The sequence below is a fragment of the uncultured Alistipes sp. genome, from assembly GCF_902388705.1.
Classification (GTDB): domain Bacteria; phylum Bacteroidota; class Bacteroidia; order Bacteroidales; family Rikenellaceae; genus Alistipes.
This window is the reverse complement of sequence record NZ_CABMQJ010000016.1, coordinates 26,328-44,254: the sequence shown is the minus strand read 5'-3', so window position 1 is coordinate 44,254 and position 17,927 is coordinate 26,328. Positions and strand designations below refer to the sequence as shown.

16 protein-coding genes are annotated in these 17,927 nt (G+C 60.0%); 10 read left to right on the top strand and 6 right to left on the bottom strand.

Annotated elements, in window-relative coordinates:
- The 4 genes from QZT71_RS06380 to QZT71_RS06365 all read right to left on the bottom strand — a co-directional run.
- Positions 1-1,131 (bottom strand): OstA-like protein (locus tag QZT71_RS06380; protein WP_295914020.1); only part of this gene is annotated, 1,131 nt, incomplete at its 3' end.
- 4 nt (positions 1,132-1,135) lie between these two features.
- Positions 1,136-2,545, bottom strand: a complete 1,410-nt coding sequence (locus QZT71_RS06375; RefSeq protein WP_295914017.1) for a peptidylprolyl isomerase — start codon at positions 2,543-2,545, stop codon at positions 1,136-1,138.
- A 4-nt stretch (positions 2,546-2,549) separates the two neighbouring features.
- Positions 2,550-3,440: a hypothetical protein gene (locus QZT71_RS06370; protein ID WP_295914027.1), complete on the bottom strand. Its 891-nt coding sequence runs from the start codon at positions 3,438-3,440 to the stop codon at positions 2,550-2,552.
- Between the two features lie 59 nt (positions 3,441-3,499).
- Entirely contained in the window at positions 3,500-4,414 is a 915-nt protein-coding gene (locus QZT71_RS06365; protein WP_295914014.1) for a CPBP family intramembrane glutamic endopeptidase, read from the bottom strand.
- Between the two features lie 255 nt (positions 4,415-4,669).
- Between QZT71_RS06365 and QZT71_RS06360 the strand changes: the two genes are divergently transcribed.
- The 8 genes from QZT71_RS06360 to QZT71_RS06325 all read left to right on the top strand — a co-directional run bounded on the left by QZT71_RS06360 (position 4,670) and on the right by QZT71_RS06325 (position 14,315).
- The gene (locus QZT71_RS06360) at positions 4,670-5,440 is read left to right on the top strand and encodes an AAA family ATPase (protein ID WP_295914011.1); all 771 of its coding nucleotides are present in this window, start codon (positions 4,670-4,672) and stop codon (positions 5,438-5,440) included.
- 9 nt (positions 5,441-5,449) lie between these two features.
- A complete protein-coding gene (locus QZT71_RS06355; RefSeq protein ID WP_295914008.1) occupies positions 5,450-6,325 on the top strand; it encodes a ParB/RepB/Spo0J family partition protein in 876 nt (291 codons plus the stop codon).
- A 2-nt stretch (positions 6,326-6,327) separates the two neighbouring features.
- A complete protein-coding gene (locus QZT71_RS06350) occupies positions 6,328-7,485 on the top strand; it encodes a DUF5683 domain-containing protein (protein WP_295914005.1) in 1,158 nt (385 codons plus the stop codon).
- A gap of 3 nt (positions 7,486-7,488) precedes the next feature.
- Positions 7,489-8,868, top strand: a complete 1,380-nt coding sequence (locus QZT71_RS06345; protein ID WP_295914002.1) for a lytic transglycosylase domain-containing protein — start codon at positions 7,489-7,491, stop codon at positions 8,866-8,868.
- Between the two features lies 1 nt (position 8,869).
- Positions 8,870-10,264, top strand: coding sequence for a tRNA uridine-5-carboxymethylaminomethyl(34) synthesis GTPase MnmE (gene mnmE / locus QZT71_RS06340; RefSeq protein WP_295913999.1), 1,395 nt, complete (start codon positions 8,870-8,872; stop codon positions 10,262-10,264).
- A 316-nt stretch (positions 10,265-10,580) separates the two neighbouring features.
- Positions 10,581-11,663 (top strand): hypothetical protein, encoded by a 1,083-nt coding sequence (locus QZT71_RS06335; RefSeq protein WP_295913997.1) that lies wholly within the window; start codon positions 10,581-10,583, stop codon positions 11,661-11,663.
- Between the two features lie 188 nt (positions 11,664-11,851).
- Positions 11,852-12,061, top strand: coding sequence for a hypothetical protein (locus tag QZT71_RS06330; RefSeq protein WP_295913995.1), 210 nt, complete (start codon positions 11,852-11,854; stop codon positions 12,059-12,061).
- 133 nt (positions 12,062-12,194) lie between these two features.
- Positions 12,195-14,315, top strand: coding sequence for a Tex family protein (locus QZT71_RS06325; RefSeq protein WP_295913993.1), 2,121 nt, complete (start codon positions 12,195-12,197; stop codon positions 14,313-14,315).
- A 54-nt stretch (positions 14,316-14,369) separates the two neighbouring features.
- Here QZT71_RS06325 and QZT71_RS06320 read toward each other — a convergent pair whose 3' ends face one another.
- On the bottom strand, positions 14,370-14,801 hold the full coding sequence (locus QZT71_RS06320) for a DoxX family protein (RefSeq protein WP_295913991.1): 432 nt from the start codon (positions 14,799-14,801) through the stop codon (positions 14,370-14,372).
- 137 nt (positions 14,802-14,938) lie between these two features.
- Between QZT71_RS06320 and QZT71_RS06315 the strand changes: the two genes are divergently transcribed.
- Together QZT71_RS06315 and QZT71_RS06310 are read left to right on the top strand one after the other, a co-directional pair.
- Positions 14,939-15,349, top strand: a complete 411-nt coding sequence (locus tag QZT71_RS06315) for a secondary thiamine-phosphate synthase enzyme YjbQ (protein WP_295913989.1) — start codon at positions 14,939-14,941, stop codon at positions 15,347-15,349.
- Between the two features lie 75 nt (positions 15,350-15,424).
- Positions 15,425-15,685, top strand: a complete 261-nt coding sequence (locus QZT71_RS06310; protein WP_295913987.1) for a DUF6582 domain-containing protein — start codon at positions 15,425-15,427, stop codon at positions 15,683-15,685.
- A gap of 99 nt (positions 15,686-15,784) precedes the next feature.
- On the opposite strand, the gene QZT71_RS06305 is transcribed toward QZT71_RS06310, so the two are convergent.
- Positions 15,785-17,920, bottom strand: coding sequence for a GH92 family glycosyl hydrolase (locus QZT71_RS06305; RefSeq protein ID WP_295913986.1), 2,136 nt, complete (start codon positions 17,918-17,920; stop codon positions 15,785-15,787).
- Positions 17,921-17,927: the final 7 nt, after the last annotated feature.

Below are 17,927 nucleotides of genomic sequence, written 5' to 3'. Positions count from 1 at the left end.
GCCCTTCTGCGGCCCATGCCCCGAAGCGGCCAATGCCGCCGAATCCCCCCCGGCGAACCCTCCCCCGGTGACGGAATCGGGCCGGGCCGAAGCTGCCGAATCGGCCTGAAGGCGGGCCAGCGAATCCGCTTTAGCCGCTTCCGCAGCCCTGCGGCGGGCATTTTCGTTGACCGTGAAGAGAAACATCGAATCGGCCCGCATGAAGAGCGAGTCGCCCTGCGAAAGGTCGTAGCTCACAATCGCGGGACGCCGCGTAAGGAACGCATCGCCCGGCTCTTTCCAGTATTCGCCGTAGTCCCCGAAAGCGAGCACCTTGTGCTCCGTATCGTCGATCTGGATGTCACGCCGCAGAATCACATGGTCTTTGGCGCGGTAATAGTCGATGCTGTCGCTCCACATCTCCTGTTTCTCGGTCAGCACATAACCGCTGCGCGTGACTTTGTAGAGCGTATCGGCTTTGTCGTACGAGCCCCGGTCGGCATAGAGGTAGTCGCCGTCCCTGCTCCAGATATTGGTGTTCTCGAAGAAAAAGGCGTTGTCGGTGGCCATGTTGTAGACCACCGAATCGCCTTTGAGTTCGTACTCGTCGTTGCGCATCTCGACCCGCTCGACGCAAATGAGGTCTTTGGTGTCGGCGTAATAGTAGCCGCGCACCGACTCGAGGCGGTTTTCGCGGTTGAGCATGACGCCCCCGTCGGCGAATTCGCCGATATTGTCTTTCGTATTGAACAGGAACTGGTAGGTATAGAGTGTCGCATCGCCGTCGACCACCTTGACGATGTCCGAAAAGACGCGGGCCTCGTTCACCTCGCCGTCGTATACGGCACGGTCGCCGTAGATATAGGTCGTGTTCTTGTTAATCAGTACGTTGCCGAAAAACTCGATGCGCATGTCCGAATAGCGCACGGCGCTGTCACACGTGATGACGGCGCCGTTGTGCTGTGCGGCGAAATTGCCGACCAGGAAAATCACCGAGTCGCCCGGGGCCACGGGGCCCATGTTGTCCGACTTGAGGTCGATGAGTTTTTTTTCGGGCTCCTGCTCCCGTCCGGGTGCCTGCATTCCGCCGCGGACCAGCATCACGCTGCCCGCAGCCAGCACGACGGCGACTATGGTAAAGAGCCTGCGCACGGTTTTATTTCACCCAGTTTTTGTTCTCGAACTCCCCGTCGCGGAACTCGGGGTCGATGTAAATGTACATGGCGTCGATCTTCTTGGTCAGCCACTCCTTGAAGACACGCTCCTGCTTCTCGTGCAGGGCCATCTCCTCCAGGCGCAGGTAATCCTCGTTGAGCGAAGCCACATGCGTGGGCACGACCTCCACGAGCTTGACAATCTTGGCCAGCTGGTTCGCCAGCACGTCCTCGGTCAGAAACGCATCCGAAACCTCGCCGGGTTTGAGCCGTATCAGCGCATTGTAGTCGTCGAGGGCGTTGAAGTGCGCGAAGTCCTCGCGCAGGAATTTCGTAACGGTGAGTTTCGCCTGGTCGTTGGCCGCATACCGCTCGATAATGTCATGGTTCGAAACGATGCCTCCGTTCATCTTCGACGTAGCGTCGTCGGAGTACTGGAGGGCGGCTTTCTCGAACGTGAGCGAATCCTTGCGAATCAGGTTGGCGATGCTGTCCAGCAGGTGGGTGCCTTCATTCAGCTCCTCGGTCGTATAGACCGGACGCAGCAGGATGTGGCGGAAATGGTAGAGGTTGCCCCGCTTGTCGAGCAGCTGGATGATGTGGAAACCGAACTGCGACTCCACGACCTCCGAAATCTGCCCGGGCTTCATCCCCTCGAGTGCCGCGGCGAACGAGGGGTCGAGGCCGGCGAGCGCCGTGGGATCCATCTCGCCGCCGCGCATCATCGTACCCGGATCCTGCGAGTACATGCGGGCGAGATTGTCGAATTTGGCCTTGCCCGCGATGATACGCTCGCGCATGTCGAGCAGACGTTCGCGCGTACGCTGCTTGGCCTGCGTAATCGACTTGGGGAAACGGGTGATCTGCGCATAGATGTACTGCTCGGCGATGGTCGGCAGGCTGTCCTTGTCGATCGCCTTGTAAAAGCGCTCGACCTCGCCGGGAATGACCGACACCTTGTCGATGACCGTGCGCTGCATCTCCTGCGCATAGGACTGCTCCTCGTAGCGCTGGCGCATGTTTTCACGGATGTTGAAGATGGCCATGTGGTGCTTGGCCTCGAGCTGCGGAATGGAGCCCTCCATATCGATCATATTCTGCAACTGATCCTCGACGGCCGACACGATGCCGCCCGTATTGATCTGCACCGAGTCGATTTGCGCCTGGTTGAAAAGCAGTTTCTGGGTCATAAGGGCTTCGAGCGCCTCGTTCATCGGGTCGCGGTCGGTGGTATAACCCTCGGCACGGCGCTGGGCGACGAGCTGGTTGGCGTATTCCGACACTTCGGAATAGAGGATCGACGAGGAGCCCACGACGGCCACCACCTTGTCGAGCATCACCTGCTGTTTCTGCGCGAACACCCCTGCAGCGAGCAGGGCGAGAGCCGCCCCCAACATACTTTTTCTCAACATTTCGTTATTGTTTATCGTTTGTATTCTCTTTCGTATTGTCTAAAATCTTCACTTCCCCGTTTTCCGTCGCACGGTTGAAAAGTTCCTCCTCGTAGTTGCGGATAATCTCGCTCTGGCGCTGGTTGAACAGAATGCGGCGAATCGTACCCCGCAGCCGCTCGAGGGGAATCGGCTCGCCCTCGCGCCGCACGGCGTCGATCTGGAAATAGTAGTGCGAACGGATGTCGCGCATCTCCTGCACGGCCGTCGACGCCAGCACCGAATCGTAATTCTGCGACCGCAGCGTCGGGAGGTAACTCAAGAACTCCGGGAAATCGACCCACTGGTCGCGGAAATCGGTGATTGTGAAGTCGTTTTTCGCGCAGATGTCGCGGAAATCCTGCTGTTGGGTCTCGGACTTCGCCCCCATCAGTTCGCGCAGCTTCCGCGCCTGGCGGTAGCCCTCCCCGAACTGGACGATGCGGCCCTTGACCAGCGTGCGGTCGAGCCGGAAATCGGCCTTGTGCGCATTGTAATAGGCCGTAATCTCGCTGTCGGTAAATGTCGTGTCGATACTGCGGTCGACGTAGTGCTGATCCAGCTTTCGTATCAGCAGCGCCTGCCGGTACTCCTCCACCATCTTGTCGATGTCGTCGGCCGAGGAGGAGAAAAGAATCTCGGCCTCCTGCAGTTTGAGCTGTTTGCGAACCCAGCGGCCGACATAAACTTTCATGAAAGCCGCACTGTCTTCGCCCGTGACCCCCTTGGGCACCACCGACTCCACGTCGCGCATCCGCAGTTCGTTGCCGCCCGCCCGCGCCAGCGTGGTGTCGCTGGCAAAATAGCCGGGCAGTTCCTGACAGCCGGCCAGGAACAACGCAGCCGCCACGACCGCTATTTTCGCTCGCAAATTCATCATCCGGAGGACAAAGATACAGTTTTTACTCGTAACTAACGCAGCCGCAGGCGAGATTATTACGCCGCGGCGCGATTTTTCTCCTCGGCTTTAAGGCGGCGCAGGGCAAGCAGCATCATGTAGCCCGAAACGGCGAAGACGGCCAGCGCGGCAATGTAAACCAGCACGTAAAGCGTGCGGCTGCCGACCACGTCGATCAGCATCGAGTTGCCGTGCCCGGCAATCAGCGCCAGGTAGGCGATGCCGTTGTTGACGGCATGGAGGATGATCACCGACCAGAGCGAATCGGTGCGCAGGTAGATGAAGCCCAGCACGAGGCCGATGAAAAAGGCGTTCACCGCCACGGTGGGATGAACATGTACGATACCGAATATGGCCGACGAGACCAGCCAGGCGACCATCACGCCGTATTTGGCGCGCGTCGACTCGAGCAGCACGCCGCGGAAAATCACCTCCTCGAACAGCGGGGCCATCACCACGACCGTCACTATCGCCCACGCCCCGCGCCCGTAGGCGTTCGGCACTTCGGGCAGCAGTCCCAACAGCGGTTCGAGCACCACCGAGGTCGAGAGCATAAAGAACACGCCCCAGAGCAGCAGCACGGGATTCAGTCCCCGCCGGGAGAAGTGCGCCACGACCTTGGGGCCGTGCCTCCGGCTGCGGTAAAAGAGGAATCCCGCGAGCGTCACGGACATCGCCACGAAATACGAAACGGCATTGAAATGCCCTGCGAGCACCTGTTCGGCAGTGCTCACGGCCTCATCGGGACTGGCGAGCAAGGCCGGATCGGGCCACTTGCACCCGACCAGCCACGCGATTGCGGCGCCGGTGACCTGCGCAAGCAGGAAAATACCGAAAAATACGAGATAATCGGCCAGTACGGGAAACCGCCCCTGCAGTTTCCAGATTTTATCCGCGGCAACGGGTGCCTGCACCGGCTCCTGCACGGGAGCCTCCTGTTTCTTTTCTGTCATAGAGCCAGTAACTGTCAATTCGTTCCGGCTTCAAAGATAGTGCAAGGCGAGAGCAATGCCAAATTTATTTGCGCATTGCCGGGCCGCAGCCTGTCTAAAGCAAGGTTAAAGATAGTGCAGGTCAAAGACAAAAGCAAATTTATTCGCATTCGCCGGGGCACGCCTTATTTCCGAAAAGAAGAGCAAATTTCGGCCACGGTTATGGATTTCCATATAAAATCATTAAATTTGCCCGATTATAAACCCGATTGAAACATGGCAAAGGTTATAGCTTTAGCGAATCAGAAAGGCGGCGTGGGCAAGACCACCACGGCCATCAACCTTGCGGCGTCACTGGCCCTGCTGGGCAAAAAGGTGCTGCTGCTCGACGCCGACCCGCAGGCCAACGCCACATCCGGACTGGGCTTCGACATCAACCTCGAGGGCATCTACGAGTGCATCGCCGGGCTGAAAACCCCCGACGAGGTCATCCTCAAGAGCCCCGACGTGAAGAACCTCTGGCTGCTGCCTTCGTCCATCGACCTGGTGGCCGCCGACAGCGAGTTGCCGAAGATGGAGAACGCCCACCACGTGATGAAGCGCATCGTCGACGCCGTCCGCGAACGGTTCGACTACATCTTCATCGACTGCTCCCCCTCGCTGGGCTACACCACCGTCAACATCCTGACGGCCGCCGACACGGTGCTGATTCCCGTGCAATGCGAATACCTCGCGCTCGAGGGACTCTCGAAACTGCTGAACACCATCCGCAAGGTCAAAAGCGGCCTGAACCCCGCGCTCGACATCGAGGGATTCCTGCTGACGATGTACATGCGCAACCGCCTGAACAACCAGGTCGTGAACGAGGTGCGCGAGCACTTCGGCGAACTGGCATACGACACAATAATTCAGCGCAATATTCGTTTGGGAGAAGCGCCCTCGCACGGAAAGCCCGTCATGCTCTACGACGCGGGCGCCGTCGGCTCGGAGAACTATCTCACGCTCGCCCGGGAGTTCCTCAAGCGCAACCGCAAAAAAAGTAAATAACATACCGAAATGAAACAGCCAAAGGGATTAGGGCGCGGACTGGACGCCATATTCGGCACCGACGCCATCGATGCCAAGCTCAAGCCGATGAGCCAGATGTCCGAGATCGACATCACGGAGATCATACCCAACCCCACGCAGCCGCGCACGCAGTTCGACGAGGAGGCCCTCGACGAACTGGCCGACTCGATCCGCCAGCTGGGAGTCATCCAACCCATCACGGTCAAAAAATCCGGCGACGGGAAATATATCATCATCAGCGGCGAGCGCCGCTGGCGTGCCGCGCAACGCGCCGATTTGACGAGCCTGCCGGCCTACATTCGCGAGGTGGACGACGAGAACCTGCACGCCATGGCCCTCGTGGAGAATATCCAGCGACAGGACCTCAACGCCATCGAAATCGCCCTGGGCATGCAGCGCCTGCTCGACGAGTGCAACCTCACGCAGGACGCCCTGTCCGAGAAGGTGGGCAAGAAGCGTTCGACCGTATCCAACTACATGCGCCTTTTGAAGCTGCCCGACGAGGTGCAGCTGGCGCTCAAGGAGGGGCTTATCTCGATGGGCCACGCCAAAGCCATCGCCGGCGCCCCCGAAGAGTCGCAGGTGCGCGTGCTGAAAAAAATCCTCAGGAAAAGCCTCTCGGTGCGCCAGGCCGAGGAGTTGGTGCGCACGCTCACCGCACAGCCCGCCGCCGCGGCACAGAATGTGGAGGACGAGGAGTACCCCGAGAGCTACTCGCGGCTGGTGGAACAGCTCGAAAAGTTCTTCTCGCAGGACATCAGCATCAAACGCGCGAAAAACGGCGGCGGACGAATCGTAATCGGCTTCGACGACGACAAGGACATCGAACAATTCATCCAACGGTTCTCCGGACGCCTTAAATAAATATGGTAAGAATCCGGTTCAGATACCTGCTGCCGATGCTCGCGGCGCTCCTGTTGTGGCTCCCCGCGGAGGCGCAGTCCCACCGCGGGACGCGCACCATCGTACGCGGCGGCATGCTCGTCAAGCCGGATTCCCTGCGGCAGCGAAGCGATTCGCTGGCGGGAAACGCCGTCATGCGCGAACTCGACTCGCTCATGACCGGCGACTTCACGGCCGACTCGCTCGCCGTCACGGCCCTGCGCACCGACGACATCCGCCATACGGACTCGCTCTGGCAGCTCCGCATGGCCGGCATCAAAACCGAGGCCGACACGACCCGCAAAAGGGGATGGCTGATGAGCGACTCGATGTCGCTGTCGAAAGTCTGCTGGATTTCGACCGTGCTGCCCGGCTACGGCCAGATATACAACAAGCAATACTGGAAACTGCCGGTGCTCTACGGCACCGTGGCGACGGGACTCGCCCTTTATATCAACGAAAACAGGACTTATAAACCCCTCAAACGCGAATACGAGGCTTACACGGACAAGAGCCTTTCGCGCACGCCGGAGCTCGATGCCCTGCAGACGAAGATGATTCGCAGCAATACCAAGCGCCAGGTCTACCTGGGTCTGACCGTCGCCTCGTACATCTATTTCATCGGCGACGCCGCGGTGAACTACTCGACCAACGACGTGTCGGACGTCAAAAAGGCCACCACGCTGGCCTGCATCTTCCCCGGCGCGGGACAGATATACAACAAAAGCTACTGGAAAGTACCCTTCGTGGTGGGCGGTTTCGCCGCGATGATTTACTGTATCGACTGGAACAACCGCGGCTACCAGCGCTTCAAAAAGGCTTACAGCCTGTTGAGCGACTACGAAAAGAATCCCGACAAATACCCCGACGGCCCCACTGATGAGTTCCACGGACGCTATTCGGCGGACTTCATCCGCAACCTGCGGAACAATTACCGCCGCAACCGCGACCTGTGTATCATCATCTCGGCCGGACTGTACGTGCTGCAGATCGTCGACGCCCATGTGGACGCCCACCTGAAAGACTACGACATCTCCGACGATCTGACGATGAACCTCGAGCCGATGGTCGACTACACCTATGTCCCCTCCGTCGGCGGCAACCGCCCCGTATTCGGGTTCAACATGAGTATCAAATTCTAACCGATGAGAATCCTCCTGACCATACTGCTGCTGCTCGGCGTCACCGCTTCGGCGTCGGCCCTCGACCGCAGCCCCCGCAAAAAGAAACGCGACAAAAAAGCCAAGACCGAAACCGTCACGGCGCCCGCAACCGCTCCGGAACCCGAAAAAACCGTATGCCCCGAGCCGGAAACGGAGGCCGCAGGCCCGGCGCCGGCCGAGGTGCGGCACAACGACCTAACGCTCGGACTCACGGGCCAACAGGCCGACTCGCTGGTAGCCGTCTGGCGCGAGAGGCAGTGCAGCGGCTCTTTCCGGGAATTTTTCGACAACTACATCCTAATCGACACCACAGCCGCAGGCAGCGTGCCGGACTCGGTTTACACCCGGCGGCTGCTGGCGCTCGCCTCGCCGATCCAACTCCCGTACAACAGCATCGTGAGGGGCTATATCAACCGCTACACCGACTCGCGCTACGGCACAATCAGCCGCATCCTGGGCATGTCGCAGTACTACTTTCCGCTGATCGAGGACGAACTCCTGAAAGAGGGGCTTCCGGTCGAGCTGCGCGCCCTGCCCATCATCGAATCGGCGCTCTCCACGACGGCCGTATCGCCGATGGGAGCCGTGGGGTTGTGGCAGTTCATGCCCTCGACGGGCAAAAGCTACGGACTGGAGGTCAACTCGCTGGTCGACGAACGCCGCGACCCGATCCGCTCGACGCAGGCCGCATGCCGCTATCTCAAAGACCTCTACGCCATCTACAACGACTGGTCGCTGGCCATCGCCGCCTACAACTGCGGCCCGGGCAACGTCAACAAGGCGCTGGCCCGCGCCGGTGAAAAAAGCCGCACGTTCTGGGACATCTACGACTACCTGCCCCGCGAAACGCGCGGGTACGTTCCCGCTTTCATCGGCGCCTCGTACGCCTACGCCTACCACCGGCAGCACGGCATCGAGCTCACCGAGGCCCCGATTCCGCTGGCGACCGACACCATCCGCATCAACCGGCTGATGCACCTCGGGCAGATTGCCTCGACGATCGACGTTCCCATCGAAACCCTGCGCCAGCTCAACCCCCAGTACAAACTCGACATCATCCCGGCCACCAACAAGGTCTACACGCTGGTGCTTCCGCAGCGCAAAATCACGCAATACATCGCCAACGAACCCGAAATTTTCGCCAAGGATTCGGCTTACCTCAAAGAGTATATCAATCCCGCGAACCTCGACAAGAAACGACAGGAGCGCTCGGGTTCGGTCTACATCGTCAAAAAAGGCGACACGCTGGGCGCCATCGCCCGCCGCTACCGCGTGACCACGGCACAGCTGATGCGCTGGAACGGCATCAAGAACGCCCACAAGCTCCGCCTGGGGCAGCGAATCCGCATCGAGGGAAGATAACATGAACTGCGACCACGATACCATCGCCGCCCCCGCAACCGCCGCCGGAGGGGCCATCGCCCTCATCCGCATAAGCGGAAGCGAAGCGCTGGCAGTCTGCGACCGTATTTTCCGGGGCCGGCAACCGTTGGCCGACGCCGACGGCTACACGGTGCACTACGGCCGGATCATGGACGCAGAACGCATCCTGGACGACGTGCTAATCACGGTCTTCCGCGCCCCCCACTCCTATACGGGCGAAGACGCCGCCGAAATCTCCTGCCACGGTTCGCAGTACATCGTGGCCGAAACCCTGCGGCTGCTCACCGCCGCGGGCGCCCGCATGGCCCGGCCGGGCGAATTCACCATCCGGGCCTACCTCGCCGGCAAACTCGACCTCTCGCAGGCCGAAGCCGTCGCCGACATCATCGCCTCGTCGTCACGCGCGGCACACGCACTGGCCGCCAACCAGATGCGCGGCGGCTACTCCGAGGCGCTCGAAGCGCTGCGGGAAAAACTGCTGCACCTCACCTCGCTGCTCGAACTGGAACTCGACTTCTCGGAAGAGGACGTCGAATTCGCCGACCGCACGCAGCTGCGCGACACGATGCAGCAAATCGAAACGCGAATCGACGCCCTGCGCAGCTCGTTCTCGCTCGGCAACGCCCTCAAGGAGGGAATCGCCGTAGCCATCGCCGGAGCCCCCAATGTCGGCAAAAGCACCCTGCTCAACCGGCTTCTCAACGAAGAACGGGCCATGGTATCGGAGATTGCCGGCACGACGCGCGACGTCATCGAAGAGCGGCTCAACATCGACGGGGTCGTCTTCCGGTTCCTCGACACGGCCGGCATCCGCACGACGGACGACCGGCTCGAACAGATGGGTATCCAGCGCACGATGTCCAGCATTTCGCGGGCGCAAATCGTCATCTACATGGCGGACGCGGCGCAATTCCGAACGGCGGACAAAGGAGTTCCGCAGGATTCGCTGCTTTCTGAAATTCCCGTTCCCGCACCCGGCTTTACGGTACGCAACGACCAGACGCTGCTTACGGTAATCAACAAAACCGACACGGTGCCGAACCTGCAACTGCCCGCCGGCACAATCGGCATTTCCGCCCGCAGCGGCGAGGGCATCGACTGCCTGCGTAAAATCCTGCGCGATACGGTCGATACGCAGGCGCTCTACCACGGCGACACGGTCGTTTCGAACAGCCGCCATTACGAAGCCCTCACAGCGGCGGGCAACGCCCTCCGCACGGCCCTCGACGGCCTGCACGACCAACTCCCGGCCGACCTTTTGAGCGAAGAAATCCGCGAAGTCGTCCGCCACCTCGGCACCATCACCGGCCGCGGCACCATCGCCCCGGACGAAGTGCTCCGAAACATTTTCTCGAAGTTCTGCATCGGCAAATAATTTTCCGATTTGGCTTGGCCCGAATCGCGTCCCCCGACAGGCAGCGAAACGGAAGGGCCCGATAATTTGCGCATGGTATTATACAAATAAAAATTATCGCGAAACAAACCCAATCACCTTGAGAATTTTTTCGTAACTTTACAAGAACAACCGACAAACGCATACGGCGGTACCGGAATCGATTTTACGAGCTAATTCTCTCGCAAACAGCTGAAATCGGCAAATCGGCAAATCGGCACCTACGGATGTGCTCTATCGCCTGATTGAACCGTCCAGTCAAATGCGCCGGTAATTTTGAAACAATGATAAATTACATATGGACTCAAACCAACTAATCAAAGCCCTAACCGTTTTCAGAACGTGGTTTAAAGCCAATAAGGCACAGGCAACCGCAGAGCAGAAAGAGCGGGAACATCTCGCAGAGTGCACGCAAAGCTTCACCAAAGAGCGGCTGTTGAATATGTCGGAAACGGATTTTTTCGAATATATCGCTCCGCTCTGGGCAATGGCGATGTGGGGGAACAAGCACTATCAGGTGGACAATGTCATCGAAGCGAACGGCATGCCGCTGCTGCGCGAACAATTTTCCAATCTCCTTTACGGCCAATCATCGCTTGAAAAACGATGGGACGAGTTCAGATCCAAAATCAAAGGAGTCGGGCCAGCCATTATGAGTGAACTGCTGTGCAAAACCTACCCGGACAAATACCTGCTTTGGAATAAGAAAACATACAATGGGTTCAGTGCGCTCCAGATTCCAAACCTACCCCGTTACGAAGCCCGGCTGACAGGGAAAACATATGAATATCTCTGTGCCAAGGGACGCGACATCGTCGCGTTTGCAAAAGCCGACGGATATGCGGAAGTGTCCGACATGCTGACGCTGAACACGTTCATCTGGCAGCAGTTACAAATCAACAATCACGACAATCTCGCAAAGCCGGACACGCAGGAAGAGTTAACCCCCAAAAGCAAGAAAGAAGCCCTGTTCGTCCACAACGACGTGCGGGACAAGCTTGCCGACATCGGCCGTTTTCTGGGATTCCGCTCTGAAGTCGAAAAGAAAGTCGCCGACGGAGCCGTAGTGGACGCTGTCTGGGAAGTCACTATCGGCAATATGGGACGCATTATTTACGTCTTCGAGGTACAAACCTCGGGCTCTATCGACAGTCTTATATTAAATTTGATCCGGGCTAAAAACAACCAGGCCGTACAGCGAATCATCGCGGTTTCCGACCAACATCAAATCGAGAAAATACGGAAAGAGGTGGCCGGGATTAAAGAGATCAAAGACGACATTAAATACTGGGACTATACGGAGGTGCTGAAGATACACGACTCCATGCAATTCGTAAACGAATCGATCAATAATTTGGGATTGGTTCCCAGCGGCTTTTAAACAGCGGGTTAAGGGGCAGATGGAAATCAGGCAGCTCCCGACAGGGCGCTTGCGGAGAAATTTAATGATAGTCCCTTTGATGGCAATGGCCGCTTATCCCGATCGGCGTCAAATCGCCACGACATACCCCGCGAAATGCGCCGATTAAAAAATTCCGGTTATCTTTGCCCCGGTAAAACCGATATAAAATGAAAACAACGAGAATCACCGCGCGTGATTACATCAAGGCCAACCGCAAAGCGAGCCGGGAGGCCGAAATCGGAAATCACGGCCGCCCGGTCAGTTTCTGCCGGGTACACAAGTCGAAAAAGGTCTATGACCGCAAAAAGCAGAAGGCAGATGATAAAAGGCATCTGCCTTCCCTGTTTCCATGCGTGCCGCCGCTTACGGCATGTTAGCGCTGCGGACAGCCGCAAACAGGAGCCCGCACATCGATAAAACACCGGCCGGCAGCTCCCCCCCCAGCCCCTGTAAAGGCGGGGCCTGTTTATCCCCGAAAATATTCTATCTTTGCACATCAACACGCAAACAATGCTCGAACAAATCATATCACAACGGCTTCAGATCGCCCTGCCGCAGGTGCAGGGCACCGTCCGCCTGCTGCGCGAGGGCGCGACCATTCCTTTCATCAGCCGCTACCGCAAGGAGGCGACCGGCTCGCTCGACGAGGTGCAAATCGGCGCCGTCAGGGAGCAGCTGGACAAACTCACCGAACTCGAAGCGCGCCGGCAGACCGTCCTTGCGACAATCGAGGCGCAGGGCAGCCTGACCGGGGAGTTGCGCCAACGCATCGCTGCGTGCTGGGATGCCGTGGAGCTGGAAGACATATACCTGCCCTACAAACCCAAACGGCGCACGCGCGCCACGGTCGCACGCGAACGGGGATTGGAGCCGCTGGCGAACATCATCCAAGCGCAAAACGCCCGTGATGCGGCGCAGCAGGCACGGCGGTTCGTCACGGCCGACGTCCCGACCCCGGAAGAGGCCCTCGCCGGAGCCTGCGACATCATCGCCGAACGTATCGCCGAGGACGAGCGGGCACGCAACAGCGTCCGCCGCACCTTCGCACGCGAGGGAATCGTCCACTCGAAAGTCGTAAAGGGAAAAGATGCCGGGGGCGTCAAGTACTCCGACTACTTCGACGCCACGTCCCCGCTGCGCAGCATCTCGTCGCACCGTTTCCTCGCCATGCGGCGGGGCGAGGACGACGGCATCCTGAAAATCTCAATCGACGTCGACGCCGGGCGCATCACCGAAAACCTCTGCCGCCAGTTCATACGCCCCGGCTCCGCGACGCGCGAATACTTGGAAGCCGCCGTCGCCGACTCGTTCAAGCGCCTCATACGCCCCTCGATTGAAACCGAGATGCTCGCGGCCGCCAAGGAGAAAGCCGACGACGAGGCAATCCGGGTCTTCGCCGAGAACCTGCGGCAGCTGCTGCTCTCCGCCCCGCTGGGGCAGAAACGCGTCATCGCCGTCGACCCCGGATTCCGCACCGGCTGCAAGGTCGTCGTACTCGACGCGCAGGGCAACCTCGTCCACAACACGACCATCTACCCCCATCCCCCGCAGAACCGCTATGCGGAGGCCGCCGAAACGCTCAAAACGCTCGCCGCGAAATACAAGGCCGAAGCCTTTGCCGTCGGCGACGGCACGGCCGGGCGCGAAACCGAACAACTCGTCCGCAGCCTGGGACTGGACGGCTCCGTACAACTGTTCATGGTGAGCGAGGACGGCGCATCCGTCTACTCGGCATCGGCCGCGGCCCGCGAGGAGTTCCCCGACTACGACGTGACGGTGCGGGGCGCCGTCAGCATCGGACGCAGGCTTATCGATCCGCTCTCGGAGTTGGTGAAAATCGACCCGAAATCAATCGGCGTGGGGCAATACCAGCACAGCGTCGACCAGCCGAAGCTGAAAGCCCGGCTGAACACCGTGGTCGAAAGCTGCGTGAACCGGGTCGGCGTCAACATCAATACGGCATCGAAACACATCCTGACCTATATTTCGGGACTGGGGCCCGCCCTGGCCGGGAACATCGTCGCATACCGCACCGCCAACGGCAGCTTCAAAAGCCGGAAAGAGGTGCTGAAAGTTCCGCGCCTCGGCCCCAAAGCCTACGAGCAGGCGGCCGGCTTCCTGCGGGTTGTCGGCGGCGAAAATCCGCTGGACAACAGCGCCGTGCATCCCGAGTCGTACCACATCGTCGAGCGCATGGCCGCCGACGCGGGCGTCAGCGTGGACAGACTGCTTGCCGAGAAGGAGCTGCGCAAAACACTCAACCCCGAGAGGTATGTGTCCGAAAAAGTGGGGCTGCCGACCGTGACCGACATTCTGGAGGCGCTCGACAAACGGGGACTGGATCCGCGCGAGCAGCTGCAGGTTTTCTCGTTCGACCCGAACGTCCATACCATCGACGACCTGCGCACAGGCATGCGCCTGCCGGGTATCGTCACCAACATCACGGCATTCGGTGCGTTCGTCGACATCGGCATCAAGCAGGACGGGCTGGTGCACATTTCGCAACTGGCCGATCGCTACGTCGCCTCGCCCGCAGATGCCGTACACCTCGGACAGCACGTCGAGGTGAGGGTCACGGCCATCGACACCGTCCGCAACCGCATCTCGCTGTCGATGCGCAGCGAAGCGTAACGACTGCGGCGCACCGGGCCCTGCAAACCGCACCGGAGTGCAGGCCCCCCCTCGTCAGCGCAGCCGCCGGGGAATATACCGTGCAATCAGCGTGTCGGCAGCATAGCGCCCCGGCCCGGCAATATACATCAGCACGAAAACCGCCAGGTAGACCAGCGCCAGCTCCCGTGCGGCGAACGGATCGCCGCCGTGCACCGCGAAAAACGCCACGCACATCGTAAAAATCATCGGGATAAGGGCCAGCCGGTAGAGCAGCCCGGCAATAAACCCGGCCGGACAGACGACTTCGCCGAAAATCGCCATCATGAGCGACACGCGGCTGCCCGCACCCAGCGGATCGGGGAACGTAGCCGCAAGCGTGTCGAAATTCAGGCATTTGGCGATTCCGTGCGACATCAGCAGCACGCCGAAAACAATCCGGGCCGCGAGCAGCAGCCACGAAACGCCGGGCGCATCGTTTTTTTCAGGAAACAGGAAATTCAGCATCACAACGTTTATTGGTATCCGGAACGCTAATATCAAAATAAATACCGGATTTTCCAACTCCCCGGCGGCGGCATCCGGCCCCAAGGCCGTGCAATGCCCGATTTTTGCTATCTTTGCCTGCACATCAATCATCCGTCATGATACGCCAAACCGAATTCACGCTCCGTCCCCGCAGCCGCGGGTTTCACCTGGTCACGGACGAGGTCGTATCCAACCTCCCGCCGCTGCCCGACGCCGGGCTGGTACACCTTTTCATCCGGCACACCTCGGCCGGACTCTCCATCAACGAGAACGCCGACCCCGACGTACGCACCGACCTCGGGGCGATTTTCGACCGGCTGGTGCGCGAGCGCGAAGCCTACTACGTCCATACGCTCGAAGGCGACGACGACATGCCCGCCCATGCCAAAGCGACGCTCACCGGGGTCGAACTCACGATTCCCGTCACCCGGGGCAGGCTCAACCTCGGCACGTGGCAGGGCATCTACCTCTGCGAATTCCGCAACCGCGCTGCGGGACGCCGTATCGTCGCCACCGTCATCGGATAGATCGCCGCCGGGCAAAAAGCGGCCGTTGGCCTGGAATTTGCATATTCCCGTACCAGCACCGACACAGCAACAGCCATGACGACACAAACCAAACCGCACGACCGCCTCACCGCCGAAGAGCGGCACGAACTGCCCGACGCGGCCTTCGGAATCCCCGAAACGCGCGAATTCCCGCTCGTCGACGCCGAGCACGTCCGGGCGGCGGAAGCCTATTTTCGCTACGCCCCCGACGACAGGAAAGCGGCGCTGGCGCAGCGCATCCTCACCAAAGCCGCCGAATACGGCGTAAACGTGCAGAGCCATGTAATCCGCAGCTGGGCGGGCGAAAAGCCTTAACCCGTCCCGCAAAGACACGAAAGCGGCGGCAGGAGTGTTCCTGCCGCCGCTTTACATCGTCGTGCATTCGGTACGCCCCTGTCCGGAGCGGCCCGGGCGTTACTTCTCCGAGGTCGAGATTACCAGTCCGCCCCCGTTCAGCGCATCGTGCGACACGAACCAGCCGTCGACGGATTTGCCGCCGCAGGTGATGCCCGTGATCTTACGTCCTTCGCCCTCGCGGCGAATCGTCCAGCGGTTTCCGTCGCCGAGCGACACCTCGACCTTGTCGAACAAAGGTACGGTCACGATATACTCCGGATCAGCCGGCGAATAGGTATAGAGGCCGATGGCATTGAAGACGTACCACGACGACATCTCGCCCGCGTCGTCCATGCCGCACAGCGCCAGCCCTTCCGGCCCCATCCCGTAGAAACGGTCGAGGATGTAATCCAGCAACTCCTGCGACCGTTCCTGGCGACCGATGAAGTAGTAGAGGTAGGGGAAACTGTGGTCAGGCTGGTTGCCGTGGCAATACTGGCCGATAAAGCACGAGAGGTTATCCACCTCGTACCCTTTCCACGGAATCGAGAAGAGCTTGTCCAGCTGCTCGCCGAACGCCTCGCGGCTCGGGAAAAGACCGATAAGCCCCTCGGTATCGTGCGGCGCGAAGAACGCCTGCTGCCAGGCGTTGGCCTCGCGGTACATATATTCGTAGTAGGGATACTGATCGTCGAACGGAGTAATCCACTCGCCGTTTTCGAGGCGTCCGCGCATCAGGCCCGTCGAGGGGTCGAAGAGGTTCTTGTAGTTGGTCGTACGCTTCATCAGCATGTCGTGGTTCTGCTTATCGCCCAGCGCTTCGGCCAGCAGTGCGACCGCATAGTCGTCGTAGGAGTATTCGAGTGTCTTGGTCACGGCGGCCTTGCAGACCGTCCACGTCACGGGATTCTCGACATCCATTTCGGAAATGTAGCCCTTGGCGATATACTCGTCGAGCCACGGACGGCTCGGCCCCTGTACCGTGGCGTTGCGCAGCACGAGGTTATAGGCGCGGTTCACGTCGAAGCCGCGGTTGCCGCGCAGGTAGGTTCCGGCCACGAACGCCGACGCATGGTCGCCGTGGAAGAACGTCGGCATGAAACCGCCGCGCTTCTCGCCCTTGTCCGTGTCGGAGCTGATGACGTCAGCCGCCACGTCGGGCGCCAACAGGCCGAGCAGAATCAGTTTGTTGCGGTAGTCGTCCCAGTACGACGGGCCCGTATAGTAGCGGTGACCCGGATTGACGACCTTGCCTGCGGCGTCGGTATATTCGCCATTCACGTCACTGCGCAGCGCCGGCCAGAGGAACGAACGGTAAAGGCTCGAATAGAACAGCCCCTTTTCACGCTCCGTGCCGCCCTCGACACGAATCCGCCCCAGCAGGTCGTTCCACGTCGCGGTGGCCTCGGCGCGCACCTCGGCGAAGCTCTTGCCGAGCATCTCGGCCTCGAGGTTTTCGCGGGCGTTCTTCTGGCTCACGAACGAAAAGCCGATTTGCAGTTCGAGCGGCCCCGCACCCTCGCCGAAGCGCACGATACGGATCTCACGGTCGCCCTCGACGACGGGTTCCACCCCGGTCACGGGACGGTTCGCCACGGCGTAGAAATACATCTTCTCACCCGTTTGCTGCCATCCGGCGAAGACGTTGTCGCCCTCCTTGTGAATCTCCCACGCACGCACGTGCTCGTTCGAACGCTGCAAATCGGCCAGCAGCGAAGCCGCGGCACCGTCAGGGTAGGTATATTTATGGAATGCGCATCGCAGCGTCGAACTCACCTCGGCATCGACGCCGTAACGGTCGAGGAACACCTGGTAATAGCCCGGGGCGGCCGATTCGCGCCCGTGGCTGAAGGGCGAGCAGTAATCGCCCGGCGTCGGCGTGCCCGTCACGGGCAGCAGCGGAATGTGGCAGAGGTTCCAATGCCCCTTGTTGGTGTGCGTGAAGCCGTAAATCACGCTGTCTTCGTACTGGTAGCCCGCACCGCTGTGAAATTTGGTGACAGGGCTGACCTGCACCATGGCGTTGGGCAGCGACGAACCGGGAAACACCTCGGCGCCCCACGTACGTTTGGTGGGCTTGAATCCCAAATCGACGCTGTCCCACAGCGTCGCGGTTCCCAGCATGGGATTCACATAGTCGGTAAGCTGCTTCTGCGTCGGGGCGCAGCCCGCGGCAAAAGCGAATAAAGCAATACAAAGTCCGGATTTAAGCATATAAGGG

What these genes read in the sequence shown, in the direction of transcription:
- QZT71_RS06375 (WP_295914017.1), bottom strand. Translation starts at nt 2,545, where the DNA reads ATGTTGAGAAAAAGTATGTTGGGGGCGGCTCTCGCCCTGCTCGCTGCA.
- QZT71_RS06370 (WP_295914027.1), bottom strand. Translation starts at nt 3,440, where the DNA reads ATGAATTTGCGAGCGAAAATAGCGGTCGTGGCGGCTGCGTTGTTCCTG.
- QZT71_RS06365 (WP_295914014.1), bottom strand. Translation starts at nt 4,414, where the DNA reads ATGACAGAAAAGAAACAGGAGGCTCCCGTGCAGGAGCCGGTGCAGGCA.
- QZT71_RS06360 (WP_295914011.1), top strand. Translation starts at nt 4,670, where the DNA reads ATGGCAAAGGTTATAGCTTTAGCGAATCAGAAAGGCGGCGTGGGCAAG.
- QZT71_RS06355 (WP_295914008.1), top strand. Translation starts at nt 5,450, where the DNA reads ATGAAACAGCCAAAGGGATTAGGGCGCGGACTGGACGCCATATTCGGC.
- QZT71_RS06350 (WP_295914005.1), top strand. Translation starts at nt 6,328, where the DNA reads ATGGTAAGAATCCGGTTCAGATACCTGCTGCCGATGCTCGCGGCGCTC.
- QZT71_RS06345 (WP_295914002.1), top strand. Translation starts at nt 7,489, where the DNA reads ATGAGAATCCTCCTGACCATACTGCTGCTGCTCGGCGTCACCGCTTCG.
- mnmE (WP_295913999.1), top strand. Translation starts at nt 8,870, where the DNA reads ATGAACTGCGACCACGATACCATCGCCGCCCCCGCAACCGCCGCCGGA.
- QZT71_RS06335 (WP_295913997.1), top strand. Translation starts at nt 10,581, where the DNA reads ATGGACTCAAACCAACTAATCAAAGCCCTAACCGTTTTCAGAACGTGG.
- QZT71_RS06330 (WP_295913995.1), top strand. Translation starts at nt 11,852, where the DNA reads ATGAAAACAACGAGAATCACCGCGCGTGATTACATCAAGGCCAACCGC.
- QZT71_RS06325 (WP_295913993.1), top strand. Translation starts at nt 12,195, where the DNA reads ATGCTCGAACAAATCATATCACAACGGCTTCAGATCGCCCTGCCGCAG.
- QZT71_RS06320 (WP_295913991.1), bottom strand. Translation starts at nt 14,801, where the DNA reads ATGCTGAATTTCCTGTTTCCTGAAAAAAACGATGCGCCCGGCGTTTCG.
- QZT71_RS06315 (WP_295913989.1), top strand. Translation starts at nt 14,939, where the DNA reads ATGATACGCCAAACCGAATTCACGCTCCGTCCCCGCAGCCGCGGGTTT.
- QZT71_RS06310 (WP_295913987.1), top strand. Translation starts at nt 15,425, where the DNA reads ATGACGACACAAACCAAACCGCACGACCGCCTCACCGCCGAAGAGCGG.
- QZT71_RS06305 (WP_295913986.1), bottom strand. Translation starts at nt 17,920, where the DNA reads ATGCTTAAATCCGGACTTTGTATTGCTTTATTCGCTTTTGCCGCGGGC.